Annotated in this window: 19 protein-coding genes; 6 read left to right on the top strand and 13 right to left on the bottom strand. The window is 70.9% G+C overall.

The window, feature by feature from the left end; translation table 11 throughout:
• The first annotated feature begins 108 nt into the window (after positions 1-108).
• Positions 109-1,098: a DUF4349 domain-containing protein gene (locus OG896_RS08385; RefSeq protein WP_329363832.1), complete on the top strand. Its 990-nt coding sequence runs from the start codon at positions 109-111 to the stop codon at positions 1,096-1,098.
• Positions 1,099-1,167: 69 nt separating this feature from the next.
• Here OG896_RS08385 and hemE read toward each other — a convergent pair whose 3' ends face one another.
• A complete protein-coding gene (hemE, locus tag OG896_RS08390) occupies positions 1,168-2,223 on the bottom strand; it encodes a uroporphyrinogen decarboxylase (RefSeq protein WP_329373817.1) in 1,056 nt (351 codons plus the stop codon).
• Positions 2,224-2,358: 135 nt separating this feature from the next.
• Between hemE and OG896_RS08395 the strand changes: the two genes are divergently transcribed.
• The 5 genes from OG896_RS08395 (at position 2,359) to OG896_RS08415 (ending at position 8,885) form a co-directional block, all read left to right on the top strand.
• A complete protein-coding gene (locus OG896_RS08395; protein ID WP_329363834.1) occupies positions 2,359-2,985 on the top strand; it encodes a DUF3000 domain-containing protein in 627 nt (208 codons plus the stop codon).
• 142 nt (positions 2,986-3,127) lie between these two features.
• A complete protein-coding gene (locus tag OG896_RS08400) occupies positions 3,128-3,793 on the top strand; it encodes a response regulator transcription factor (protein WP_103884949.1) in 666 nt (221 codons plus the stop codon).
• Positions 3,794-3,959: 166 nt separating this feature from the next.
• A complete protein-coding gene (locus tag OG896_RS08405) occupies positions 3,960-5,213 on the top strand; it encodes a ribonuclease D (protein ID WP_329363838.1) in 1,254 nt (417 codons plus the stop codon).
• 328 nt (positions 5,214-5,541) lie between these two features.
• Positions 5,542-6,762 carry a thiolase family protein gene (locus OG896_RS08410; protein ID WP_329363840.1) on the top strand — a complete coding sequence of 407 codons (1,221 nt, stop codon included), beginning with the start codon at positions 5,542-5,544 and terminating at the stop codon, positions 6,760-6,762.
• Positions 6,759-8,885, top strand: a complete 2,127-nt coding sequence (locus tag OG896_RS08415; RefSeq protein WP_329363842.1) for a 3-hydroxyacyl-CoA dehydrogenase NAD-binding domain-containing protein — start codon at positions 6,759-6,761, stop codon at positions 8,883-8,885. Before OG896_RS08410 ends, OG896_RS08415 begins: the two co-directional genes overlap by 4 nt.
• Before the next feature lie 200 nt (positions 8,886-9,085).
• Here OG896_RS08415 and OG896_RS08420 read toward each other — a convergent pair whose 3' ends face one another.
• The 12 genes from OG896_RS08420 to ngcE form a co-directional block, all read right to left on the bottom strand.
• Positions 9,086-10,060, bottom strand: a complete 975-nt coding sequence (locus tag OG896_RS08420; protein ID WP_329363843.1) for an SPFH domain-containing protein — start codon at positions 10,058-10,060, stop codon at positions 9,086-9,088.
• A gap of 113 nt (positions 10,061-10,173) precedes the next feature.
• Positions 10,174-11,754, bottom strand: a complete 1,581-nt coding sequence (locus OG896_RS08425) for a peptidoglycan-binding protein (protein WP_329363845.1) — start codon at positions 11,752-11,754, stop codon at positions 10,174-10,176.
• A 280-nt stretch (positions 11,755-12,034) separates the two neighbouring features.
• Entirely contained in the window at positions 12,035-12,901 is an 867-nt protein-coding gene (locus OG896_RS08430) for a DsbA family protein (protein ID WP_328470448.1), read from the bottom strand.
• A 175-nt stretch (positions 12,902-13,076) separates the two neighbouring features.
• Positions 13,077-14,579: an amino acid permease gene (locus OG896_RS08435; protein WP_329363848.1), complete on the bottom strand. Its 1,503-nt coding sequence runs from the start codon at positions 14,577-14,579 to the stop codon at positions 13,077-13,079.
• A 255-nt stretch (positions 14,580-14,834) separates the two neighbouring features.
• Complete coding sequence (gene dxs / locus OG896_RS08440) at positions 14,835-16,790, bottom strand: 1-deoxy-D-xylulose-5-phosphate synthase (protein WP_329363849.1); 1,956 nt, start codon at positions 16,788-16,790, stop codon at positions 14,835-14,837.
• A gap of 260 nt (positions 16,791-17,050) precedes the next feature.
• On the bottom strand, positions 17,051-18,352 hold the full coding sequence (locus tag OG896_RS08445; protein WP_402448580.1) for a sugar ABC transporter permease: 1,302 nt from the start codon (positions 18,350-18,352) through the stop codon (positions 17,051-17,053).
• Positions 18,349-19,137, bottom strand: coding sequence for an ATP-binding cassette domain-containing protein (locus OG896_RS08450; protein WP_328470442.1), 789 nt, complete (start codon positions 19,135-19,137; stop codon positions 18,349-18,351). Before OG896_RS08450 ends, OG896_RS08445 begins: the two co-directional genes overlap by 4 nt.
• A gap of 215 nt (positions 19,138-19,352) precedes the next feature.
• Positions 19,353-20,438 (bottom strand): sugar ABC transporter substrate-binding protein, encoded by a 1,086-nt coding sequence (locus tag OG896_RS08455; RefSeq protein WP_329363851.1) that lies wholly within the window; start codon positions 20,436-20,438, stop codon positions 19,353-19,355.
• 138 nt (positions 20,439-20,576) lie between these two features.
• Positions 20,577-21,779, bottom strand: coding sequence for an ROK family transcriptional regulator (locus OG896_RS08460; protein ID WP_328470439.1), 1,203 nt, complete (start codon positions 21,777-21,779; stop codon positions 20,577-20,579).
• A gap of 262 nt (positions 21,780-22,041) precedes the next feature.
• The gene (locus OG896_RS08465) at positions 22,042-22,977 is read right to left on the bottom strand and encodes a carbohydrate ABC transporter permease (RefSeq protein ID WP_328470437.1); all 936 of its coding nucleotides are present in this window, start codon (positions 22,975-22,977) and stop codon (positions 22,042-22,044) included.
• 10 nt (positions 22,978-22,987) lie between these two features.
• Positions 22,988-23,917 carry a carbohydrate ABC transporter permease gene (locus tag OG896_RS08470; RefSeq protein WP_329363852.1) on the bottom strand — a complete coding sequence of 310 codons (930 nt, stop codon included), beginning with the start codon at positions 23,915-23,917 and terminating at the stop codon, positions 22,988-22,990.
• Positions 23,918-23,959: 42 nt separating this feature from the next.
• Positions 23,960-25,384 (bottom strand): N-acetylglucosamine/diacetylchitobiose ABC transporter substrate-binding protein, encoded by a 1,425-nt coding sequence (gene ngcE, locus OG896_RS08475; protein ID WP_329363853.1) that lies wholly within the window; start codon positions 25,382-25,384, stop codon positions 23,960-23,962.
• Positions 25,385-25,632: the final 248 nt, after the last annotated feature.

The raw sequence follows: 25,632 nt of genomic DNA on the forward strand, positions 1-25,632 counted from the left end.
CGAGTTCCGAACGTGACCCCTTCGGAACCGCGCGCCTGAAACCCGCCGCGGGCCGGGCCCGTCCAACCGTCGATCGCGACCCAACAGCCCTGACACCGGGGGGATTTGATGACCCACACGCAGATCTGGCGAAGAACGGACCGGGCTCGGCCGCGGCGCCTCGGGCGCAGGGGCGCGGCCGGTCTCGCGCTGCTACTGGCCGCCGCCGTGGCCGTCGGGGGGTGCAGCGCGTCCAGCGGCAGCGACTCGTCCGGGGCGAAGTCGGCGGACGCGGGAGTGAAGCGGGCCGCCGAAGCGCCCTTCTCCGCGGCGTCGACCGCGCCCTCCGGCGCCACCGGCTCCGGCAGCACCGACTCCGGCGCCGCGCACGGCAGCGCACCCGGCGGCACGCCGACGGGCACGCCGACGCCGGCCAGCTACCTCGTGCGCACCGCGACCCTCGGCGTCCGCACCCCGCACGTGCAGGACCAGCTCGCCAAGGCCCGGCAGTACGCCACCCGGGCCGGCGGTTACGCGGGCGACGAGACCACGACGGTCGACGCGAGCGGCCGGGCCACCTCCACGATCCAGCTCAGGGTCCCGCCGGACGCGTACGACACAGTGCTCGCCGAACTCGGCGGGCTCGGGCGCCTGCTGGAGCGCAAGGTGAGCGTGGCGGACGTCACCGGGCAGGTCGTCGACGTCGGCAGCCGGATCAAGTCGCAACAGGCCAGCGTGGCGCGGGTGCGGGCCCTGATGGACAAGGCGACCGACCTGGACGACGTGGTGAAGCTGGAGAGCGAGCTGAGCACCCGGGAGTCGGCGCTCGAAGCGCTCGAAGCGCAGCAGACCTCGCTCAGGTCGCGTACCGACCTCGCGACGATCACGCTCAAGCTCTCCGAGCCGCCGGCCGCTCCGGCGCGGGCGAAGCCCCACCACCCCAGCGGCTTCTGGACCACCGTGGGGCACGCCTTCGGCACCGGCTGGCACGGGTTCCGCGTGGCGGTGCGAGGGGTGCTGGTCGCCTTCGCGGTCGTCCTGCCGTTCGCCGCGGTGGTCGCCCTCGGGTTCCTGGCATACCGCCTCGTGCGCCGCAAGGTGGTGCGCAGGGCGCCCTGATCCGCGGCGGCGGGGGTCCTGCCGGTTCCGGGTGCCCCCGCCTGCGAAGGGGGCACCCGGGCGGGTCCGCTACCGCTCGGTCGAGGTGTGGACGTACTCCACGAGGCGGGTGATGGCGTCGGGGTCGGTGCTGGGGAGGACGCCGTGGCCGAGGTTGAAGATGTGGCCCGTGCCGGACGCGCGGGCCGCTTCGAGGACTTCCGCGGCCTTCGCCTCGACCGCGGCGGTCGGGGCGAAGAGCACCGAGGGGTCGAGGTTGCCCTGGAGCGCCTTGCCGGGGCCGACCCGGCGGGCCGCCTCGTCCAGGGGCACCCGCCAGTCGACGCCGACCACGTCGGCGCCGGCCTCGCCCATCAGCCCGAGCAGCTCCCCGGTGCCGACGCCGAAGTGGATGCGGGGCACGCCGTAGCCCCCGATGGCGTCGAGGACCCTCGCGGAGGCGGGCATGACGTGCCGCCGGTAGTCCGCGGGGGCGAGGGCGCCGACCCAGGAGTCGAAGAGCTGCACCGCGGAGGCGCCGGCCTCGATCTGCACCTTGAGGAAGCTCGTGGTGATGTCGGCGAGCCGGTCGATCAGGTCCCGCCACAGCTCGGGATCGCCGTACATCATCGCCTTGGTGCGCTCGTGGTTGCGCGAGGTGCCGCCCTCCACGAGGTAGCTGGCCAGGGTGAAGGGCGCGCCGGCGAAGCCGATCAGCGGGGTGGCGCCGAGCTCGCCGAGGAGCAGCCCGATCGCCTCGGTGACGAAGGAGACGTCGTCGGGCTCCAGGTCGCGCAGCCGGGCGAGGTCGGCGCGGGTGCGGATCGGTTCGGCGATCACCGGGCCGAGGCCGGGCTTGATGTCGACGTCCATGCCGATCGCCTTGAGCGGCACCACGATGTCGCTGAAGTAGATCGCCGCGTCCACGGAGTGCCGCCGCACCGGCTGCATGGTGATCTCGGCGGCGAGTTCGGGCCGGGTGCAGGACTCCAGGATCGGGATGCCCTCGCGCACCTTGTGGTACTCGGGCAGCGACCGCCCGGCCTGGCGCATGAACCACACCGGGGTGTGCGGCACGGACTCGCGCCGGCAGGCGCGGATGAACGGGGAAGCAGCGGTCTGCTGGTGCACACTCACACCCCGTATCCTCCCACGCCCCGGAACACCGCCGCGCCCGGCCGGCGTTTCTCCGTCGCCGCACCCGCCTCCTTCGGCAGCACGCCGTGACACAAGGGGTGTTGGTGCGGGCGTGCGGCTGGGTGGCGGCCTAGTCTTCCGGGCATGGCTGCGGTTCACGGGCACTCGCCGGACGAGGCTCCCTTCTCCTTCCGGCGCGCGGTGGACGGTCTGCGGACCGCCCGGGCCCGCACCGAGGTACGGATCGAGGAGGTGCCGGCGCCGCGCCGGCTCGCCTCGTACGCCTTCGCGCTGGAGGCGACGGTGCTCGCCGACGGGGAGGAACTGGCCGACGGCCGGCTGGTGCTGCTGCACGAGCCGGACGGCCATGACGCCTGGCACGGCGAGTTCCGGGTGGTCACGCTGGCCCGGGCCGAGCTGGAGCCGGAGATGGCGGGCGACCCGCTGCTGCCGGAGGTGAGCTGGTCCTGGCTGACCGGCGCGCTGGCGGCCCGCGGGGCGGCCTACCACGAGCCGAGCGGCACCGTGTCCCGCGCGTCCTCGCACTACTTCGGCGGCCTGTCCGAGCGCAGGGACGACACGCAGATCGAGATCCGCGCGTCGTGGACGCCGTACGACCGGCCGGGCCTCGGCGGTCCGGACACGGCGGCGCACCTGGTGGCCTGGTGCGACCTGCTGTGCGCGTGCGCGGGCCTGCCGCCGACCGACGGTCCCGACCCGTCCGGGCGGCCGGTGAGCGGCGTGGTGCCACTGCCGAAGCGCAGGACCTGACGGTCCGTCCCGGCGCTGTTCGATCGGCCGTCCGATTTGCCGGAATTGTTCTCCAACAAATCGTGATCTTTCCCTAAAGCCGGGAGCAAATGCTGCCGAAGGAGACTGTGACCGTTTCAGTCCCCTTTGCACAGGAGGCCCGGTGTCCGTTCTTCTCGAGCAGCCCACGAGCCTGGTCGCCTACCGTCCCAGCAAGCCGACGGCCATGGTCGTCGTGGCCGATCCCCGGGTTCGCTCCACTGTCACCCGACACCTGTGGGCGCTCGGAGTCCGGGACGTGATCGAGGCTTCCTCCATCGCCGAAGCCCGCCCCAGGGTCGGCAACCCGCGCGACATCTGCGTCGCCGACGTCCACCTGCCCGACGGCTCCGGCCTCACCCTGCTCGCCGAGACCCGCGCGGCCGGCTGGCCCAACGGCCTGGCGCTCTCGGCCGCCGACGACATCGGCGCGGTGCGCAACGCACTGGCCGGCGGCGTGAAGGGCTATGTCGTCACCGGCACCCGCAACACCGCGGGCGCGCTGGCCGGCCGCCCGGGCCTGGCCCCGCTGGGCGCCACCGCGGCCCGTATGCAGCGCCGCCCGCCGGGCGTGCCCGGCCACCCGGGCGGCTACCGCGAGCTGTCCGGCCGCGAGGTCGAGGTGCTGCGGCTGGTCGCGGAGGGCCAGTCGAACAAGGCGATCGGGGTGTCGATGGGCCTGTCCGCGCTCACCGTCAAGAGCCACCTGGCCCGGATCGCCCGCAAGCTCGGCACCGGCGACCGGGCCGGCATGGTCGCGGTGGCGCTGCGCACCGGCATCATCCACTGACCCCGGGACCCGTCGGCGGCCCTGGGCGGAACGTTCCGCCCAGGGCCGCCGCGGCCTGCCGGACACCGCCTCGACACCCCCCGTCCCCGGCCGTGACGTCGGCCGGTCGGCAATCGTGCTGCGACGGAGATCCACCACGGCGGCTCACCACGGCTACCCTTGACAGGTGACCGACGCCAGAGAGACCGCAATCCAGGAATCATCGGCGCCGGTCCCGCTGCTGGACCCGCGCGAGGGAATCCCGCCGGTGACCGCCAGCCCGGAGGCCCTCGCAGAAGTCGTCGCGGCGTTCGCCGCAGGTTCCGGTCCGGTCGCCGTCGATGCCGAGCGCGCCTCCGGCTACCGGTACGGACAGCGGGCCTATCTGGTCCAGCTGCGCCGCACCGGGGCAGGGACCGCGCTGATCGACCCCGTCGGATGTCCCGACCTCTCGTCCTTGGGCGAGGCGCTGGACGGCACCGAATGGGTCCTGCACGCCGCCACCCAGGACCTCCCGTGCCTGTTCGAGCTGGGCATGCGGCCGAGCTCCCTGTTCGACACCGAACTGGCCGGACGGCTGGCCGGGTTCGCCCGGGTCGGCCTGGGCGCCATGGTGGAGAACGTACTGGGCTTCACGCTGGAGAAGGGCCACTCCGCGGTCGACTGGTCCACCCGACCGCTGCCGGAGCCGTGGCTTCGGTACGCGGCACTCGACGTGGAGCTGCTGGTCGACCTGCGCGACGCCCTGGAGGAGGAGCTGCGCGGCCAGGGCAAGCTCGACTGGGCGCTCCAGGAGTTCTCCGCGATCGCCGCGGCCCCGCCGCCGCCTCCCCGGGTCGATCCCTGGCGCCGTACCTCCGGCATGCACAAGGTGCGCCGCCGCCGGCAGATCGGCATCGTGCGCGAGCTGTGGCAGGCGCGGGACCGTACCGCCCGCGAGCGGGACGTCTCCCCCGGGCGGGTGCTCACCGACGCGGCGATCGTCGCCGCCGCCCTGGAGACGCCGCCGAACGTCCACGCGCTCGCCGCGCTGCCCGGTTTCGGCCATCGGATGGGCCGCCGCCAGCTCGAGCAGTGGCAGGCCGCGATCGACCGCGCCCGGGCCCTGCCGGAGCGCGAACTCCCGCAGCCCACGGCCGCGTACACCGGCCCCCCGCCGCCGCGCGCCTGGGCCGACAAGGACCCGGCGGCCGCCGCCCGGCTCTCCGCGGCCCGCGCCGCGGTCTCCGCGCTCGCCGAGGAGCTGAACCTCCCCCAGGAGAACCTGGTCACGCCGGACACCGTCCGCCGGATCTGCTGGGCGCCGCCGTCCTCGATCACCCCCGAGGCCGTCGCGGACGCCCTCGCCTCCCTCGGCGCCCGGCCCTGGCAGGTCGCCCTCAACACGCCCCTGCTCACCCAGGCGCTCACCACCCAGCCGCCCTCCCCGGCCGCCGAATAGCCCTCGGCACGACCTCCGAGTAACCCTCAGTAACACCCGAACCGCCGTCCACCGGACGGCTCTTCGGTGTGACCTGCGCCGCATGCCGGGGTAGGAGTAGGCACATGGGTTACCCATGAGTAGCATTGGGTGCGTCAGACGCGTCCACTCCTCGGAGTACGTCCACCCGCACGGTCACCATCCACCCGGGTTCGCCGGTGAGCGAGCCAAAGGGCGCGCCGGTGTCGAAAGTGGAGGAGCGACAAGCGAGGAACGAGCGCGGGAGCGACGACCGTCGACACCGGGTCGAAGCGCCCGGAGGCGAGCGAACACAATCAAAGGGAGCATCGTGCCTCGTACCGCGAGGGAGGTCGTCTTCGTCGACGGCGTCCGCACCCCGTTCGGCAAGGCGGGCCCGAAGGGTATCTACCACGAGACCCGCGCCGACGACCTGGTGATCAAGTCCATCCGCGAGCTGCTGCGGCGCAACCCCGGCCTCGACCCGGCGAAGGTCGACGAGGTCGCCGTCGCGGCCACCACCCAGATCGGCGACCAGGGGCTGACCCTCGGCCGTACCGCCGGCATCCTCGCCGGACTGCCCACCACCGTGCCCGGCTTCTCGATCGACCGCATGTGCGCGGGTGCCATGACCGCGGTGACCACCACCGCCGGCGGCATCGCCTTCGGCGCGTACGACGTGGTGCTGGCCGGCGGCGTGGAGCACATGGGCCGGCACCCGATGGGCGAGGGCGTGGACCCCAACCCGCGGTTCGTCTCCGAGAAGCTGGTCGACGAGTCCGCGATGTTCATGGGCATGACCGCGGAGAACCTGCACGACCGGTTCCCGCAGCTCACCAAGGAACGCGCCGACGAGTACGCCGTCCGCAGCCAGGAGAAGGCCGCGAAGGCGTACGCGAACGGGAAGATCCAGCAGGACCTGGTGCCGATCGCGATCCGCCGCACCGACCCGGAGGTCGGCGAGACCGGCTGGGGGCTGGCCACCGCCGACGAGCCGATGCGGCCGGGCACCACCCGGGAGCAGCTCGCCGGGCTGAAGACGCCGTTCCGGCCGCACGGCCGGGTCACCGCGGGCAACGCCGCCGGGCTCAACGACGGCGCCACCGCTTCCCTGCTCGCCGCCGAGGACGTCGCCCGCGAGCTGGACCTGCCGGTGAAGATGCGCCTGGTGTCGTACGCCTTCGCGGGCGTGGAGCCGGAGGTGATGGGCATCGGCCCGATCCCGGCCACCGAGAAGGCGCTCGCCAAGGCGGGGTTGGGCATCGACGACATCGGCCTGTTCGAGGTGAACGAGGCGTTCGCGGTGCAGGTGCTGTCCCTGCTGGACCACTACGGCATCGCCGACGACGACCCGCGGGTCAACCAGTACGGCGGCGCCATCGCCTACGGCCACCCGCTGGCCGCCTCCGGGGTGCGGCTGATGACCCAGCTCGCCCGGCAGTTCGAGGACCAGCCGCAGGTGCGCTACGGCATCACCACCATGTGTGTCGGCTTCGGCATGGGCGGCACGGTCATCTGGGAGAACCCGAACTTCGACGGGAGCGGCAAGTGAGTTCCACCGCAGATCTGCTGAAGGGCGCGGCCGAGCTGTTCCCCGGCGAGGTCGTCACCGACGCCCAGGTGCGCCACATCGACCTGCCGGGGGCGGGCCGGTTCGCGCTGATCACCCTCGACAACGGCTTCGACCACACCAAGCCGACCACGCTCGGCCCGCAGTCGCTGGCGAACCTCGACGCCGCCCTCGACCAGGTCGAGAAGGAGGCCGCGGACGGCGAGATCGTCGGCGTCGGCGTCACCGGCAAGCCGTTCATCTTCGCGGTCGGCGCCGACCTCAAGGGCGTGGAGCTGCTGCGGCGGCACGAGGACGCGCTGGCCATCGGCCGCGGCGGCCACGACGTCTTCAAGCGGTTCCAGTCGCTGGCGGTGCCGACCTTCGCGTACTACAACGGCGCCGCGATGGGCGGCGGCGTCGAGATCGGCCTGCACTGCTCCTACCGCACGGTCTCCGCGTCGGTGCCCGCGTTCTCGCTGCCCGAGGTCTTCCTCGGCCTGGTACCCGGCTGGGGCGGCTGCACCCTGCTGCCGAACCTGATCGGCGCCGACCGCGCGGTGACCGTCATCATCGAGAACTCGCTCAACCAGAACCGCCAGCTCAAGGGCGCCCAGGTGCACGAACTCGGCATCGCCGACGCGCTGTTCGAGGCCGCGGACTTCCTGGAGCAGTCGCTGGCCTGGACCGCGGCGGTGCTCAAGGGCGAGCTGGAGGTGGTCCGCACCGAGGTCGACCGCGGCGAGGCGTGGGACCAGGCGGTGGCCCGCGGCCGGTTCATCGCGGACGGCAAGGTGCACGGCGCCGCGCCTGCCGCGTACCGGGCGCTGGACATCATCGCCGCGGCGAAACACGGCGACCTGCGCAAGGGCTTCGAGGCCGAGGACACCGCGCTCGCCGACCTGATCATGGGCGGCGAACTGCGGGCCGGCATCTACGCCTTCAACCTGGTGCAGAAGCGCGGCAAGCGCCCGGTCGGCGCCCCCGACAAGTCGCTGGCCCGCCCGGTGACCAAGGTCGGCGTGGTCGGCGCGGGCCTGATGGCCTCCCAGCTCGCCCTGCTCTTCGTCCGCCGTCTCGAAGTGCCGGTCGTGCTGACCGACATCGACCAGGCGCGGATCGACAAGGGCGTGGGGTACGTCCACGGCGAGGTCGACAAGCTGCTCGGCAAGGGCCGGATCGGCCAGGACCAGGCGAACCGGCTGAAGGGCCTGGTCACCGGCCACCTCGACAAGGCGACCGCGTTCGGCGACGCGGACTTCGTGATCGAGGCCGTCTTCGAGGAGATGGGCGTCAAGCAGCAGGTCTTCGCCGAACTGGAGGCCGTGGTCCGGCCGGACGCGATCCTGGCGACCAACACCTCGTCGCTGTCGGTCTCGGAGATGGCCGCGAAGCTGGAGCACCCGGAGCGGGTGGTCGGCTTCCACTTCTTCAACCCGGTCGCGGTGCTGCCGCTGCTGGAGATCGTCCGGGGCGAGGGCACCGACGACGTGTCGCTGGCCACCGCCTTCGCGGTGGCGAAGAAGCTGAAGAAGACCGCGGTGCTGGTCAAGGACGCGCCCGCGTTCGTGGTCAACCGCATCCTGACCCGCTTCATGGGCGAGATCCAGAACATCATCGACGAGGGCACCCCGGTGGCGGTCGCGGAGAAGGCGATCGAGCCGCTCGGGCTGCCGATGTCGCCGCTGGTGCTGCTGGAGCTGGTCGGCCCGGCGATCGGCCTGCACGTCTCCGAGACGCTGCACGGCGCCTTCCCGGACCGCTTCACCGTCTCGGAGAACCTCGCGGCCGTGGTCAAGGCCGGCAAGCGCGGCTTCTACCTCTACGACTCGGGCGCGCCCGAGCTGGACCCGGAGGTCGCGGCGCTGCTGAAGCAGGGCGACTCCGTGCTCAGCGAGGAGCAGGTGCGCGCGCGGGTACTGGACGCGGTCGCGCAGGAGATCGGGCTGATGCTGGCGGACGGTGTCGTGGCCGAGGCGCAGGATGTCGACCTCTGCCTGATCACGGGCGCCGGCTGGCCCTTCCACCTCGGCGGGATCACCCCCTACCTCGACCGCGAGGGCGTCTCCGAGCGGGTGAACGGCAAGCCGTTCCTCGCCCCCGGCGTCGCGAGCGTCCCCGCGTAGCAGACCCCCATGACGAACGTGCCCGGCCTCCTCGACGGAGGACCGGGCACGTTCGTTGCCACGGCGCGGGCCGAGGCCGTCGGGAAGCCGGGGGCGCCACACCCTGACCGGCCGCACACCCCGACCGGCCGCACACCCCGACCAGCCGCGGACGCGGGCTCGTCCCGCACGCGCACCTCACCGCGCGCGGCCGGACGCGCTCAGGACGTGAGCAGTGCCACCGTCAAGTCGCGGACCAGCGCCTTGCGTTCGTACTCGTCGAGCTGGCCGAGACCGCGCTCGGAGATCCCGCGCAGCGTCTCCCCCACCGCGCCCAGCACGTCGTCGAGCGCGGCCTTGCGGCGCTTCGCGTCGACCGCCGCGACCCGGGCCCGCCGCATCGCGGCGGCCAGTTCGGGCGCGTAGTCGATCCGGACCGGGGTGGCCGAGAAGACCTCGACGCCCACCGCCCGGACCTCGGCGGCGATCAGCCGGGTCAGGTCGTCGGCGACGCGCTCGCACTCCCGCAGCGTGGGGCGCTCGCCGCGGAAGTCGTCCACCGGGTACCGGGCGGCGACACGGGCGACGGCGGCCTCGACCGCCTCGCGCAGGAACCGGCCGTGGTCGCGGACCGCGTAGACGGCTCTCGCGGTGTCCCGCACCCGCCACACCAGCAGCAGTTCGACCCGCAGCGGGGTGCCGTGGGCGTCCACGGCGTCGATCGGGCGGCTGCGCCAGTGCCGCAGCGTCACATCGACATGGCGGCGGTGCAGCAGCGGGCTGATCCACAGCAGCCCGGTGCCGCGTACGGTCCCCCGGTACGACCCGCAGCGGCTGAGCACGCGGACGCTGCCGGGGCGGCCACGGGCGAGCCCGGACAGCGCCAGCAGCACGACGGCGGCGAGCGGGACCAGGCCCGCCCACAGCGGCCCGCCGGCCCCGGTGCGGGGCGAGCGCGGCAGCAACGGCCCGTCGAGCCAGGAGGGCAGGGCGCCGGCCCGCCACAGCAGCACGGCCGCGGCGCAGGCGGCGGCGAGTGCGGTGAGGACCGCGACCCAGCCGGGCAGGCACGGCCCGGGCCGCTCCACGAAGGTGTCCGGGAGCGCGCGGCAGGCGTGCTCGCCGCCGCCCGGCGCCTCTCGGTCCGGCTCGGTCTCGCGGGCCTGCCAGGGCACGGTGCCTGCGGGCAGCGCCATCGTCGGGGCGGTGTCCGAGGTCCGGGCGGTGCCCGCGGTCGGGGTACGGGGCCGGGCCCGCGGGGGCGGCGGCGGGTCGCTCGGTCCGGGGGCGGGGAAAGCGCTCGGCGCGGTCACGTGAACAGTCGCCTCCAGGTCTCGGGGCCGGGTCGGCCGTCCGCGTCACGCCTCGACCAGCCCAGGGCACGCTGGAACGCCTCCACATTGCGCCGGTCGGCCTCGGACCAGGTACGGCTGGGGCCGACCCGGTAGTGCGTGCCGAAGCCCTTGGCGACCAGGCGGGTGCCCAGGGCCAGCACGTCGGCGCTGCTGCGGCCGGGACGGAAGGCGCCCTGGCCCGGGTAGTGCGGCGCCGACACCGGGCCGGGGCCGGGCAGCGACGCCGGGCCGGGGTCGGGCGCGCCGCCGCCGACGGCATGCGCGGCGGTCGTCCCGGCCGTTGTGGCGCCGGCCGTGGTCGCGGACCCGGGCGTCCCGACCGAGGTGGCCACAACAGGCGCCGTCGCCGTAGTCGCGGCCGTCACAGACCCGGCCGTCACAGCCGAGGCGGCCACAACAGGCGCCGTCGCCGTAGTCGCGGCCGTCACAGACCCGGGCGTCCCAGCCGAGGCGGTCACGGAACCGGCCGTCCCGGGCGTGACGGTCACGGACCCGGGGGTCCCGGGCGCGGTCGTCGTGGTCGCGGCCTGCGTGCCGGTCGGCGCCGTCGTGCCGGTCGGCGCCTTCTTCGCGGGGGTGCCGCCGATGTCCTTGCCGCGGTGGTCGGCGAGGTACTTCCACGTGGTGGGTCCCGGCAGGCCGTCCGCGTCCGCGCCGGTCCAGCCCTGGGCGCGCTGGAAGGCCGCGGTGGCCCGGGCGTCGGCCTGTCCCCACTTCGGCCCGGGGCCCACCCGGTAGTAGCCGCGTGCGCCGCGGCCGACGAGCATCCTGCCCAGCCGGGTGACGGACGCGTTGTTCGCCCCGGGGCCGAACGCCCCGCGACCCGGGAAGGCGGCGCCGGACCCCGGCGGCTCGCTCTTGGCGGCCAGGTACTTGTCCCGGTAGGGCACGTACTTCGCGGAGTTCGACCAGTACGCGTACGGGATGCTCCGCACCCGGGTGCCGGGCATCGTCTGTTCGTACCCGGTGTACTCGGTGCGGGCGTCGTCGACCCAGCCGCCGAAGAGCACGACATGCGAACCCTTGACCGGGTCGGCCGCGTTGTCGAAGAGCAGGACGTCGCCGGGCCGGAGCTGGGTCTTGGTGATCCGCACCGCGTAACGGGCGAGGTCGCCGGTCCAGGCGTTGGTGTTCAGACCCCAGGCCATCGACACGAAGCCCGAGCAGTCCTGCCGGTAGCCGTCCTTCCAGTACGACGTCATGCTGTACGGCACCTTCGCGGACACCCAGGTCTCGGCCCGCTCCAGGATCTGCGCGCGGGTGAGCGCCATGGGCCCAGCGGCGACGGCACTCGCCGTGGCGGCGGTGCTCGTCGCGGCGGCGGCTCTCGTCGTGGCGGTCGCGGCGGGGGCCGCACATACGGTGGCGCCGCCCAGCGCGGTGCCGACTGCTGCGGCCGCGACGACCGCCCGCGCCGCGCTCCCGACGGGGGCGGCGCTGTCACGGGCCGCCGAAGCGGCCAGTCTGCGGCGCGCGCAGTCCTCGCAGCCGCAGCTCGGCAGGGGCTCGATGTCCTCGAAGACCGGTATGGACACGCGCACCACTCCTCCACGATCAGGCGTCACATGCCTACATGCCTTCATTACCCGATTTCGCCTGAAAGTTGGCAAAGCGGGAAAGCTGTTTGACCGAAGGTGTGAATCGTCGTGATCGCGGGGAGTTCCCCACCGGAGCCGAACTCACCGGAAAGCGCGGGGGAACACCGGGCGACCGCGGGGAAACGACACGAGCCGCCGGGCGTTGGACGCCGGGCGGCTCGTGTCGGGCGGTGCGCGGGTGCGGGTCGCGCCGGACGGCGCGGTGCCCGACGGAGTGTCAGCTCAGGGTCGGTGAGGCGCTCGGGGTGGCCTGCACGGCGATCACGCGCTTGGTCTCCTTGTTCACCATGGAGCGCAGCTTGTCCGGGGTGAGCGAGGTGCGCACGTTCTTGACCTGCTTGCCGTTGATCTCCAGTGCGGGCAGCTGGCCGAGACCGGAGCGGGCGAAGTCGGCCTGCGACTTGATCACCCAGCCCTTGTGGTCACCCTGCTCGATGCACGGCTCGAAGTTGGCCATCTTGATCTTCTTGGCCTTGTGGGCGAGCGTCTTGATCAGCTTCTCGTTGCCGAGGTCGTGGCTGTGCGGGTCCGGCTGGTGGTCCCAGATCTCCTGCACGAACTGCGTGAAGCGGCCCTGGTCCTGCGCGCAGGCGGCCGCGTTGGCGGCGTACTGCGAGCTCTTGCCGCCGTACGTCGCGTCCGAGGAGGTGACGAGCTGGTAGTGGATCTGGACCTGGCCGGTGGTGAGCATCTGGCGTAGGACCGCTTCGTACTCCTCGGCGAACGCCTTGGAGTCGGGGCTGCGCAGGTCCTCGTAGATGGTGACGGTGACCGGGATGGCCGGGCGCACCGCCACCTGGAGGTTGGGGCCGCTGCTGGCGCTGGGGCTCGGGCTCGCGGTGCTGCTCAGGCTCACCGGGCCGGTCGGCACCACCGCGGGCCCGACCGCGCCGGTCGGGGCCGACACCTTGTCGTCCTTGGAGGCGCGCACGTGCGCGCCGATCAGCGCGGAGCCGCCGAAGACCACGACCACCGCCATGATGCCGACCGCATAGGGCCGCACCTTGGCGAGCGGACCCTTCCGCTTCTTCTTCGCCGGCGCCGCCGCACCGCCGCTTTTGCCGGGTCCCTTGGACTCCGTCATGACTACGCCACCTCGATCGTCCCGCACTGCTCTCGCGCATTTCTACCACCGGTCCGGCCCACCCCGGAAAACGGGTGGCCCGGCGGTCGGTTGCCCCGACGGCCGGGGGCTCCGGCGGTCGGCGGCGCGGACTCGGGTCGGTCGGCACGGCGGGCCCGGGGCGGGCCCGGGGCTGTCAGTCGCGCCGGGCGAGCCTGCTGTGGCTGCGGCCGTACCCGAAGTAGATCGCGAAGCCGACCAGCATCCAGCCGGCGAACCTCAGCCAGGTCTCCACGCTGAGGTTGATCATCAGCCACAGCGACGCGCACACCGACAGCACCGGCAGCACCGGCACCCAGGGGGCCCGGAAGGCGCGCGGCAGGTCAGGACGGGTGTGCCGCAGCACGATCACGCCGATGGCGACGACGATGAACGCGAAGAGCGTGCCGATGTTCACCATCTCCTCCAGTTGCCCGACGGTGAAGAGCCCGGCGATCAGCGCGACGATCACGCCGAGCAGCACCGTGGTGCGGTACGGGGTGCCGAACCGCGGGTGGACCCGGGAGAAGGCGCGCGGCAGCAGGCCGTCCCGGCTCATCGCGAAGAACACCCGGGTCTGGCCCAGCAGCAGGATCATCACCACCGAGGTCAGGCCGACCGCGGCGCCGAAGCTGATCAGGCCGGACCAGAAGGGCGCCCCGACCGCCTTGAACGCGCTGGCCAGCGGAGCGCTGGTGTCCAGTTCCGAGTACTTCTGCATGCCGGTGACCACCAGCGACACCGCGACGTAGAGCACGGTGCACACCACCAGCGAGCCGAAGATGCCGCGCGGCATGTCCCGCTGCGGGTGGCGGGTCTCCTCGGCGGCGGTGGCCACGATGTCGAAGCCGATGAAGGCGAAGAAGACCACCGCGGCGCCGGAGAAGATCCCCATCACGCCGAAGGACGACGGGGTGAAGCCGAACATGACCTGCACCAGCGGCGCGTGCAGGTCCGAGCCGCCGCTGGTGTTCGCCTTGGACGGCGGCAGGAACGGCGAGTAGTTGCTGCCGGTGATGAAGAACAGCCCGGCGAAGATCACCAGCAGCACCACGGTCACCTTGACCGCGACCACCAGGCCGGTGACCCGCGCCGACAGCTTCATGCCGGCCATCACGATGGCGGTGAGCACCAGCACCAGGCCCGCCGCGAGGATGTCGAAGCCGTAGTGGCCGCTGGAGTGGCTGAGCTGCTGCGGCACGGTGATGCCCACGTTCGACAGCAGGTTCCGCACGTATCCCGACCAGCCGCCGGCCACCACGCCCGCGCCGAGCGCCAGTTCCAGCACCAGGTCCCAGCCGATGATCCAGGCCGGCAGCTCCCCGATCGAGGCGTAGCTGAAGGTGTACGCGGACCCGGCCACCGGCACGGTGGAGGCGAACTCGGCGTAGCAGAGGGCGGCGAGGCCGCAGACCACCGCGGAGGCGATGAAGGCGAGGGCGATGGCCGGGCCGGCGTACTGCTTGGCGACCGAGCCGGTCACCACGAAGATGCCGGTGCCGACGATGACGCCGACCCCGTAGACGATCAGGTCGAGCGCCGACAGCTCCTTTCGCAGTCCGTGCTCGGGGTCCTCGGTGTCCGCGATGGACTCCTCGATCGTCTTGGCACGGAACACCCCTTGCCGCCGCGTCGTCGCCTCACGCGTGCCGGAGTCCACGAGCGCACCTCCATCGGATCGTCGCACCGCCCCGGTCGGTCCCGAGGCGGTGCTCGTTACTCCACTCCGGTGGATCGCCTCACCCGTAAAGGCGCGCCTAAGCGTCCCTCCACGGTGCAGGGGGTCCACCCCTGCGGGTGAACCCCCTGCATGTGTCGAGGTGCGCCCGCGCGGCGGCTCGCGCCCCGGCCCGGCCGGTGTACGGCGGCCCGGGGGCCGGCGTACGGGCCCGGGCCGGCGTACGGCCGGGGGCGGTCAGTCCTGGCTGACCTCGTCGGCCGCGTCGGCCGTGGCGACCGCGCCCGCGCTGTCCGCCTCGTCGGCGAACCGTCCGTCGATGGTGGCGACCACCCCGGTGACCTGGCGGGCGATGTCCGGCGCGGTGAGCCCGATGGCGGCCAGCACGTCCTTGCGGGAGCCGTGCGCCAGGAACTGCGGCGGGATGCCGAAGTCCCGCAGCGGCACGTCCACTTCGGCGTCGCGCAGCGCCTGGGCGACGGCCGAGCCGACGCCGCCGACCCGGCCGTTGTCCTCGACGGTGACGACCACCCGGTGCCGGGCGGCCAGCGCCGGCAGCTCGGGGTCGACCGGCTTGACCCAGCGCGGGTCGACCACGGTCGTCGTGATGCCCTGCGCGTCCAGCAGCGAGGCGATCTCCAGGCACATCGGGGCGAGCGCGCCGACCGAGACCAGCAGCACGTCCGGGCGCTTGGTCCCCTCGGCGGGGGCACGCAGCAGGTCCATCCCGCCGATCCGGCCGACCGCGGCGACCGCGGGGCCGACCGCGCCCTTGGAGTAGCGCACCACGGTCGGCGCGTCGTCCACCTCGACCGCCTCGCGCAACTGCGCGCGGACCTGGTCGGCGTCGCGCGGCGCGGCGATCCGCAGGCCGGGCACGACCTGGAGGATGGACATGTCCCACATGCCGTTGTGCGAGGCGCCGTCGCTGCCGGTGACGCCGGCCCGGTCCAGCACGAAGGTGACGCCGCACTTGTGCAGCGCGACGTCCATCAGCACCTGGTCGAAGGCGCGGTTGAGGAAGGTGGCGTAGACCGCGAAGACCGGGTGCAGGCCGCCGGTGGCCAGGCCGGCCGCGGAGGTCGCGGCGTGCTGCTCGGCGATGCCGACGTCGTAGACCCGCTCGGGGAACGCCTTGGCGAACTTCGTCAGGCCCACCGGGTGCAGCATCGCCGCGGTGATCGCGACGATGTCCTCGCGCTCCTTGCCCAGTTCGAGCATCTCGTCGCCGAAGACCGAGGTCCAGTCGGCGCCGCCGGCCGCGACCGGCAGCCCGGTGTCGGGGTGGATCGGGCCGATGCCGTGGAAGCGGTCGGTCTCGTCGCGCTCGGCCGGGGTGTAGCCGCGGCCCTTCTCGGTGATGCAGTGCACGATGACCGGGCCGCGGAAGCGCTTGGCGCGCTGGAGCGCGGACTCGACCGCGTCGATGTCGTGGCCGTCGATCGGGCCGAGGTACTTCAGGCCCAGGTCCTCGAACATGCCCTGCGGGGTGACGAAGTCCTTCAGGCCCTTCTTCGCGCCGTGCAGCGTCTCGTAGAGCGGCTTGCCGATCAGCGGGGTGCGCTCCAGCACCTCCTTGGTGCGGGCGAGGAACTGCTCGTACCCGTCGGTGGTGCGCAGGGTGGCGAGGTGGTTGGCCAGGCCGCCGATGGTCGGCGAGTACGACCACTCGTTGTCGTTGACCACGATGACCAGCGGGCGGTGCTTGGCGGCGGCGATGTTGTTCAGCGCCTCCCAGGCCATGCCGCCGGTGAGCGCGCCGTCACCGATCACGGCGACCACCCGGTCGTCGCGGTCGAGCAGCTCGTTGGCCTTCGCGAGGCCGTCGGCCCAGCCGAGCACGGTGGAGGCGTGGCTGTTCTCGATCACGTCGTGCTCGGACTCGGCGCGCGAGGGGTACCCGGACAGGCCGCCGGTGCTCTTGAGCTTCGCGAAGTCCTGACGGCCGGTGAGCAGCTTGTGCACGTACGCCTGGTGGCCGGTGTCGAAGAGGACGCGGTCGGCGGGCGAGTGGAAGACCCGGTGCAGCGCGATGGTCAGCTCGACCACGCCGAGGTTCGGGCCGAGGTGGCCGCCGGTCTTGGAGACCGCGTCGACGAGGAAGTCCCTGATCTCCTCGGCGAGTTCCACCAGTTGCTGCGGGCTGAGCCGGTCGAGGTCGCGGGGTCCGTTGATACGGGTCAGCAGTGCCACCCGTGCCTCCTCTTCCTAGCGCGCACTTGTCCGTCGCGGCGGGCCGATCTGGCCATTCAGCGAGTCTAATGTTCCGGATACCGGAGCGTCCGCCGACCCGTGCGAGATATGTCACCGGCTGTGTTCCGGCCGGTACCCGTGCGGGCGCGCCCGCACGGCCGTACGACCGCCACACGGCCGTACGACGCAGCGCCGGGTGCGCCCGGACCGTGGTCCTGGCGCACCCGGCGCGGGTGCCTCGTGGCGGGTGCGGCCGGTCGCTAGGCGCGGCCGGACGTCCGCTGTGTCCTGCGGGACACCGAGTCGATGATCACCGCGGCGAGCAGCACCGCGGCCGTGATCATGTACTGGATCGAGGTGTCCATGTTCAGCAGGTTGAGGCCCGTCTGGATGGACTCGATGACCAGGCCACCGATCAGGGCCGACCACACGCTGCCCCGGCCGCCGAAGAGGCTGGTGCCGCCGATGACCGCGGCCGCGATCGCCAGCATCAGGACGTTGCCGGTACCGGCCTGGGTGTTCGCGGTCTCGATCTGGCCGGCGAGGAACAGGCCGCCCAGCGCGGCGAAGCCGCCGGCGATGGCGAACACCGCGATCTGGATCGCGGGCACGTTGATGCCGGCCCGGCGGGACGCCTCGAGGCTGCCGCCGAGCGCGAAGACCTTGCGGCCGAAGGTGGTGCGCCGGACCACGAAGTCGGATATCACCAGGACGACCAGGAACAGCACCAGGGCGTTCGGCACACCGCGGGAGTTGTTCAGCACGATCGCGACACCGTAGGCGACGATCGCCAGCAGCACCGTGCGCAGCACGATCTCGCTGGTGGCCCGGTAGGGCACGCCGGCCTTGCGGCGGCGGCCCTGGTCGACCAGTGCGGTGCCGAGGAACAGCGCGACACCGATGGTGGCCAGGATGTAGGCGCCGGCGATGCTGGAGTTCATGAAGAACGAGGTCTGGTCCATGTAGTGGATCGGACCCTTGTCGGCGATCGAGATGCTGCCGGTCTTGCGCAGCAGCCACAGCATGAAGCCGTTCCAGCCGAGGAAGCCGGCCAGGGTGACCACGAACGCCGGCACACCGATCTTGGCCAGGAAGAACCCGTGGAAGGCGCCGATGAGGACGCCGATCACGACCACCAGCAGCGCCGCCAACCACAGGTTCATGCCGTGGGTGGTGGTGAACGTGGCGAAGATCGCCGCGGACAGTCCGCTGACCGAGGCGACCGACAGGTCGATCTCACCGAGCAGCAGCACGAACACCAGGCCGATGGAGAGCAGCCCGGCACCGGCCAGGTAGTAGCCGATGTTGGTGAGGTTGTCCGCGCTCAGGAACCGGCTGTTCGCGAGCTGGAAGACGACGAAGATGATGATCAGCGCCGCGATGACGGGCATCGAGCCCAGCTCGCCGCCCTTGACCCGGCGCTTGAACTCGGTGATGTAGCCGGCGAAGCCCTGCTCACGGACGAGCAGCCGGGGATCGACCGCCACCACGGCGGGCGGCGGCACCTCGTCGATGGGCGCGCCACCCTTCGAGGTGTCAACGGATGTCTTTTCGCTGCTCACTTGGCCGCCTCCGCGTTGCGCGTCTGCCGACGGGTCACGGCGTTGTCCGTGGCACCGGTGATCGCGGCGATGATCTGTTCGTTCGTCGTGCCCTTGACCGGGAACGAGCCGTTGTTCCGGCCGAGCCGGAGCACGTGCACGGTGTCGGCCACGGCGGTCACGTCGGCCATGTTGTGGCTGATCAGAATGACGCCGAGGCCGCGCTCGCGCAGCCGCTCGACCAGGTCGAGCACCTGGGCGGTCTGTTCGACACCGAGGGCGGCGGTCGGTTCGTCGAGGATGACGACCTTCGGCTCGCCGATCAGCGCGCGGGCGATCGCGACGACCTGTCGCTGACCGCCGGAGAGGCTGGCGATCGGGATGCGCACGCTGGGGATGCGGATCGAGAGGGTGTTGAGCAGCTCGCGGGAGCGCTGCTCCATGGTGACCTCGTCGAGGCTGCCGAAACGCAGCAGCTCGCGACCGAGGAAGAGGTTGCCGACAACGTCGAGGTTGTCGCACAGCGCGAGGTCCTGGTAGACGGTGGCCACACCGAGTTGCTGGGCATCGTGCGGGCGGTTGATGGTGACGCCCTTGCCCTCCCACTCGATGACACCGTCGTCGATGGGGTGGACCCCGGCGATCGTCTTGACCAAAGTGGATTTACCGGCACCGTTGTCGCCCACCAGGGCGACCACTTCTCCGGCATGGACCTCCAACTCGACATCGGTGAGGGCCTGAACCGCACCGAATCGCTTGGAGACTCCGCGCAACGCCAACACGGGCGTAGCGGACACGTGAACCATCTCCTTCGCCGCCTGACCGGCGGGGATGCCGCGTACTGGAACGTCAGCCGCGGTGTGTGTGCCGCGAAGCACACGATGACAACGTTAACGGGGAAGAGGCGGAACCCCGCCCCCGCGGAAGAACCCCGCGAGTGTTTCCGTCCGGCGCCCCGCCCCGGCAGCGGGGTGGTTGATGTGGGGCGGGGCGCCGGACAGGCTCACGGGAGGCGGTGCCGTCAGCCCACGGTGATGCCGGCCGCCTTGCAGGCCGCGACGAACTCCGCAGAGCACAGGTCGGAGGTCTTGTACAGACCGTCCTTCACCACCGTGCTGTTGATGTTGGCCTTGGTCACCGAGGTGGCCGTGATCAGGTGCGACGGGATGGTCTGGCCCGACCCGCTCTTGGCGGTGGTGTCGGTGATCGACTTCCAGTCCTTGCCGGTGATCATGTCGACCGCGATCTCGGCGGTGGCGTCGGCCTCAGGCTTGTAGGGCTTGTAGATGGTGGAGGTCTGGGTACCCACCAGAATCCGCTGCAGGCCCGTCAGTTCGGCGTCCTGGCCGGTCAGCGGCGGGTTGATGTGGTTGGCCTTGAGCGCGGTGACGATACCGCCGGCCATCGTGTCGTTGGCCGAGTAGACGCCCGCGATGTTCTTCGCGCCGATCGAGGTGATCGCCGCGGTCATCTTCTTGTTGGCCTCGGTGTCCTTCCACAGACCGGTCTGCTCGTAGGCGATGTTGACCTTGCCGTCGAGCGCCTTGTGCGCGCCGGCCTTGAACATCGCGGCGTTCGGGTCGGACGGGTCGCCGTTGATCATGACGATCTTGGAGGTCGGCTTGGCGTTGGCGCCCATGGCGGTCAGCAGCGCCTGGCCCTGCAGTTCGCCGATCTTCTCGTTGTCGTACGAGACGTACGCGGAGATCGGGCCCTGGGCGAGGCGGTCGTACGCGATGACCTTGATGCCCTTCTTGACCGCCTGCTCGACCGAGGACTGGATCGCCACCGAGTCCTGCGGGTCGAGGATGAGCACCTTGACACCCTTGGTGATCATCGTGTTGACCTGCTGCGCCTGCGTCGACGGGTCACCGGCGGCGTTGTCGTAGCTGACCTTACAATCGGAGCACAGCTCCTTGATCTTCTTCTCCATCAACGGCTTGTCGAAGGAGCCGTACCGCGCGGTGACGGTGTCCGGAAGGAGGATGCCGATCGACTTGGCGTCGCCGCCCTTGCTGCTGCCGCCCGCCTTGCCGCACGCGGCCATGGTGAGCGCCATCGACACAGCCGCCGTGCCGATGACGATCCGACGCGTCATTGCGTTCATCTGAGGTTGCCTCCCTGACAGGGCCGCAACACTGCGGCCGAGGTGGTCGTGAGTCAACTCCGGCTGACACGTGTCGTCAAGAAGTAAACACTTAACGAGATGGCAACGGCGCGTTTCGTTAGCTGTGTGAACGCTCCGTTATGCCGAAAAGGCGGGTGTATCAACGGGTGTGTTCCCGTCGAGAAGCGTGGAATCGCCCATCTCGCTCAGAACCAGGGCAAGCGCACCCAGAACCTCGGCCCGCGCGCCGAGCGCGCCGGGCATCACCGACAGCCGCTGGGCGGCGCTCGGAATGGCGTACCGCGACACCGACTCGCGGATCGGGCCGAGCACCAGCTCCCCCGCCTCCGCCAGGTCCCCGCCCAGCACGACCCTGCTGGGGTTGAGGAGGTTGCACAGGCTCGCCACGCCCATGCCGATGTGCCGCCCGACGTCGCCGATCACCCGGCGGCATCCCGGGTCCCCCTCGCGTCCCAATTGCACCATTTTGGGAATGGTGAGGTTCTCCCCGTGACTGCCGCGCAGCAGTTCCAGCACGTAGCGCGCCGCGGTGAAGGTCTCCAGGCAGCCGCGGTTGCCGCAGCGGCACACCGGACCGGACTCGTCGAGGGTGATGTGGCCGATCTCCCCGGCGGTGCCGCCCGGGCCGCGGTAGATCCGCCCGTCCACCACCAGGCCGGCGCCGACACCGCTGGCCACCTTGATGTACGCCAGGTCCTTGACCCCGCGACCACCGCCCCACACCAACTCGCCCAGAGCGCCGAGGTTGGCGTCGTTGTCCACCTGGACCGGGACGCCGAGCCGGTCGGTCAGCTCCTGCCGCGGGTTGATGCCGCTCCAGCCGGGCAGGATCGCGGTGGACCCGAGCGTGCCGGTCTCCATGTCGATCGGCCCGGGCACGCCGAGGCCCACCCCGAGCACCTTGTCCCGGTCGATCCCGGTGGACTCCACCAGCCGCGCCACCAACTGCTCGGCCCGGTCGAAGCCCTGGGACGCCGAGGCGTCCACGTCGATCGGCTCGGACTGCTCGGCGAGCACCTGGTGGGCGAGGTTGCCGACCGCGACCCGCAGGTGCGAGTGGCCGAAGTCGACGCCGACCACGATGCCCGCGTCCCCGGACAGCGCCACGCTGCGCGCCCGCCGACCGCCCGAGGAGGTCGGCGTGACCTGCACCGTCCCGTTGTCCCGCAACTCGCGCACGATGTTGGACACCGTCGCCGCCGACAGACCGGTCGTGCGCGCGATCTCCGCCTGGGTGAGCGAGCCGGCCAGCCGGACGGCCCGCACCACGCGCTCCAGGTTGGCCCGGTGCAGCGATGACTGCGATCCCGGTGTCTCCACGACATCCACTCCTGCCCGGCAGCCGGAGCGGTTCCGGCTGCCCGCACGGGACGAGGCCCGGGTACCGGCGTCAGAGCTGCCACACCAGTGAGACCCCGTCGTCTACAACATGTGAACTCTAAGTTGAGTGTTAGGGGTGATGTCCCGTCAAGGGGGAGAACCACACCGTTACGCGAACCGCCCCGTACGCCGACCAGCGGCTCCGCATGCTCGCGGAGCCGCTGGGGACAGCGTAAGGGGTGTACCGAGCCGGGCGGAGGGCCTATTTCACGGCACCCGCGGTCAGGCCCGCCTGCACCTGGCGCTGGAAGATGATGTAGATCGCCAGCACCGGCAGCATCGCGATCGACAGGCCGGCGAACAGACCCGACCAGTCGCCCTGGTAGCCCTGCTGCACGGACAGGTCGGCCAGACCCTGCGTGAGCACCCATTTGTCGGTGTTGCCCTGGTTGAGCACCAGGGGCAGCAGATACTGGTTCCACTGCCCGAGCACGTTGAAGATCCCGATGCTGATGATGCCCGGCTTGGCCATCGGCACCATGATCTGGAAGAACGTGCGGGTGTGGCTCGCCCCGTCGACCAGTGCCGCCTCCGCCACCGAGGTCGGCAGCGTTCTGAAGAACGACGTCATGAAGAAGACGGTGAACGGCAGCGAGTAGGCGATGTAGACCAGGATCAGGCCGGGCAGCGTGTTCAGGATGCCCAGGTTCTTCGTCACGAAGAACAGCGGCACCAGCACCATCACGACCGGGAAGGCCATGCCCCCGACGAACAGGAAGTAGATGAAGCGGTTGCCGAAGAACTCGAACCGGGCCAGTACATAAGCGGCCATCGAACCGAACAGCATGGTGCCGACGGTCGAGAAGCCCACCACGATCACCGTGTTGATGAAGTAGCGGCTCATGTGCGCCTTGGTCCAGGCGCGCGACCAGCTGTCCACGTGCGGGTGCAGCGGCAGCGACCAGGGGTGCGAGAGGATGTCGCCCGAGGTCTTGAACGAGCTCCACAGCGCCCACAGCAGCGGTACCGCCACCATCAGCGCCCACACGGCGAGGAAGCCGTGGCTGAAGACGTTCAGCACCACTCCCTCACCGCGCCAGCGGTGTTTGGCCGCCGCGTCGGGCGCGGGCTTCTGGATCACCTGGTTCGGGTTCTTGTCCGCCGGACCGGGCGCGTCTTCGAAAATCTCTGTGGTCATCGCGGCACCCCTAGAACTCGATGCGCTCGCGGCGGTTCAGCCGCAGCGTCAGGACGGCGAACAGCAGCGTCACGATCAGCATCGCGACACCCATCGCGGCCGCCATGCCGTACTGGCTGTTGTCGCGGAATGCCGTCTTGTACAGCAGCAGCGGCACCACGTCGGTGGTCTCGCTCGGCCCGCCGTTGTTGACCGACATCAGCTGGACGAAGGCGAAGCCGTCCATGGCGATGATGCCCATGTAGACCCAGCCGGTGGCCACCGTGTCGCGCAGCAGCGGCAGCGTGACCCGGAAGAAGGTGACATAGCGGTTGGCGCCGTCCAGCAGCGCCGCCTCGTAGATCTCACCGGGGATCGAGGCCATGCCGGCGGAGAAGAGCACCACGTAGAAGCCGACGTTCGCCCAGACCATCACCGCCATGATGCAGGCGAGCGCGATGTTCGGGTCGCCCAGCCAGGACTGCTGGAGCGAGGTGAGGCCCACGTCGCCCAGCAGCGAGTTGAGCAGGCCGTTGTCCGGGTCGGGGTTGTAGATCTGCTCCCACAGCACCGCGATCACCGTGACCGACAGCACCTGCGGGAAGAAGTAGACGATCTTGTAGAAACCCGCGCCCCGAACGCCGACGACCGACGCGCTGTTCTTGCGCCGCCGGCCGCCGACATTGAGCATGAAGGCGAAGAAGAGTCCCAGCGCGAGCGTCACGATCGGCACGATCAGCAGCATCAGGACGTTGTGCCACAGTGCCTTCCAGAAGAGGTTGTTGTGGATGATCTTCTGGTAGTTGTCCAGCCCGATGTAGTGCTTCTCGGGGGTCAACCCGCTCCAGTCCGTCAACGAGATCTGGAAGTCCTGGACGAAGGGCGAGATCACAAGGACCGCGTACAACGCCACAGGAATTGCCAGAAACCCGATGATGAACCGGTACTTGCCGTGTCGCATAGTGCCGGTCGCTCTCGTCTCAGCCGTCAGGGAATGTTCGGGTCACACGTGCTTGAACTTGGGCACGGACGAGTCGGCCTTGGTGGCGTCCGCGGCCTTCTGCGCGCCTTCGATCCACTTCTTGGCATTGATCTTGCCGGTCAGCAGCTGGAGCGTCAGGTTGCCCAGGGTCTCCTGGTTGAGCTTGACGTACCAGTCCTGGAGCCGCGAGTTGAGCACGTTCGGCCCGGCGGCCGTCAGCGCCTTGGACGCGGAGGCCAGGCCCGGGGTCAGGGTCAGGCCCTCCGAGGCGCCGGTGATGCAGGTCAGCGACTTCGTGGTGTTGGTGAAGTTGTCGGTCTGCTTCTTGCTGATCATGATCCGCAGCAGTTCCATGCCGCCGACCGGGTTCTTGCCGTTGGCGGCGACGATGTACGGCTCGCCGGCCGCGGCGTAGACGGTGCCGAACGGCAGCTTGTCGGACGTGCCGGAGCCGACCAGCGCGCCGACGGCCAGGTCGAAGTCCTTCGGCATGGTCGGGGCGGCCTCGTTCTCCACCCACGAGCCGTCCGCCACTATGGCGGCCTTGCCCTTGGTCCAGGCGGTCTGCATCTGGATGTGGGTCATGCCCTCGGAGCCGGGCATGAAGTACTTCTTCGCCGCGACCTCCTCGTAGTACCCGATGACCTGCTTGACGGCGTCCACCTGCCAGGCGCCGTCCTCGAGGTCGTCGATGGCGTTGAGGACGTCCTTGCCGCCGATCTTGCCGATCTGGGCGAGCAGGTCGAAGTGGACGTAGTACGGGTACTTGCCCGGGTAGGTGAAGAGGGAGATGTTCTCCTTCTTCGCCTTGGCGCCCAGGGCCAGCGCCTGGTCGAAGGTCTGCGGGTACTCCCAGCCCTTGTCCTGGAAGAGCTTGTTGGAGTACCAGCCGCCGTAGACGGTGAACGCGTAGTTGAACGCGTACATCGCCTGGGTGCCGAACTGGCCCTGCTCGACGGTGCCGGCGATCAGGACGTCGCGGACCTTCTTGCTCGGGTCGTCGATGGTGGGGGCGTCCAGCAGCGGGGTGAGGTCCTGGAGCTTGCTCTCCTTGGCCAGGGCCGCGGTGTCGAGGTTGTCGGCGCCGGAGTTGTCCATGATGTCCGGCGGGGTGTTGCTGGCGAAGCGCGGCTGGAGCTTCGGGCCCAGGCCCTGCGTGCCGGTGTGCTTGACCTTGATGCCGTACTCGGAGTTGTAGACCGTCTCCGCGGCCTTGACGTACGAGTCGCCGAAGCCGCCCTTGAAGATGAACGCCTCCAGCGGCGTTCCCTTCTTCACGCCGAGCGGGTTGTTCGCCGTCTTCGCACCGGTGGGGTCCGCCTTCGGCTTGTCGCTGCCGCCTCCGCTGGAGGCGCAGGCCGACAGCAGCGAGGCGGACGGGACGGCCACCACGCCGATGGCGACGGCCCGCTTGATGGCATCGCGGCGGTTGATCTCGGAGCCCATGCTCAAGTCCTCAGCCTTCTTCCAGGACTCATGCGGTGCAGCGGAATCCGCCGACGACCGCGAACAGTTGAAGCGTGAGTGATGCACTGCATCCAGTGAGGCGAGGAACGATAGCCGACGGCCGTGTTGGCCACCCTGTCAGCACCCCCCGCGCGCCCCCGCACTCAGCGGGTTCCCGGACGCCGACAGGTATAGTCCACTTGACTCGGGCAGGGCAAGATCGAATGAGAGTTTGGCCACCAAGCTTT

This window comes from Streptomyces sp. NBC_00669, from assembly GCF_036226785.1.
Lineage (GTDB): Bacteria > Actinomycetota > Actinomycetes > Streptomycetales > Streptomycetaceae > Actinacidiphila.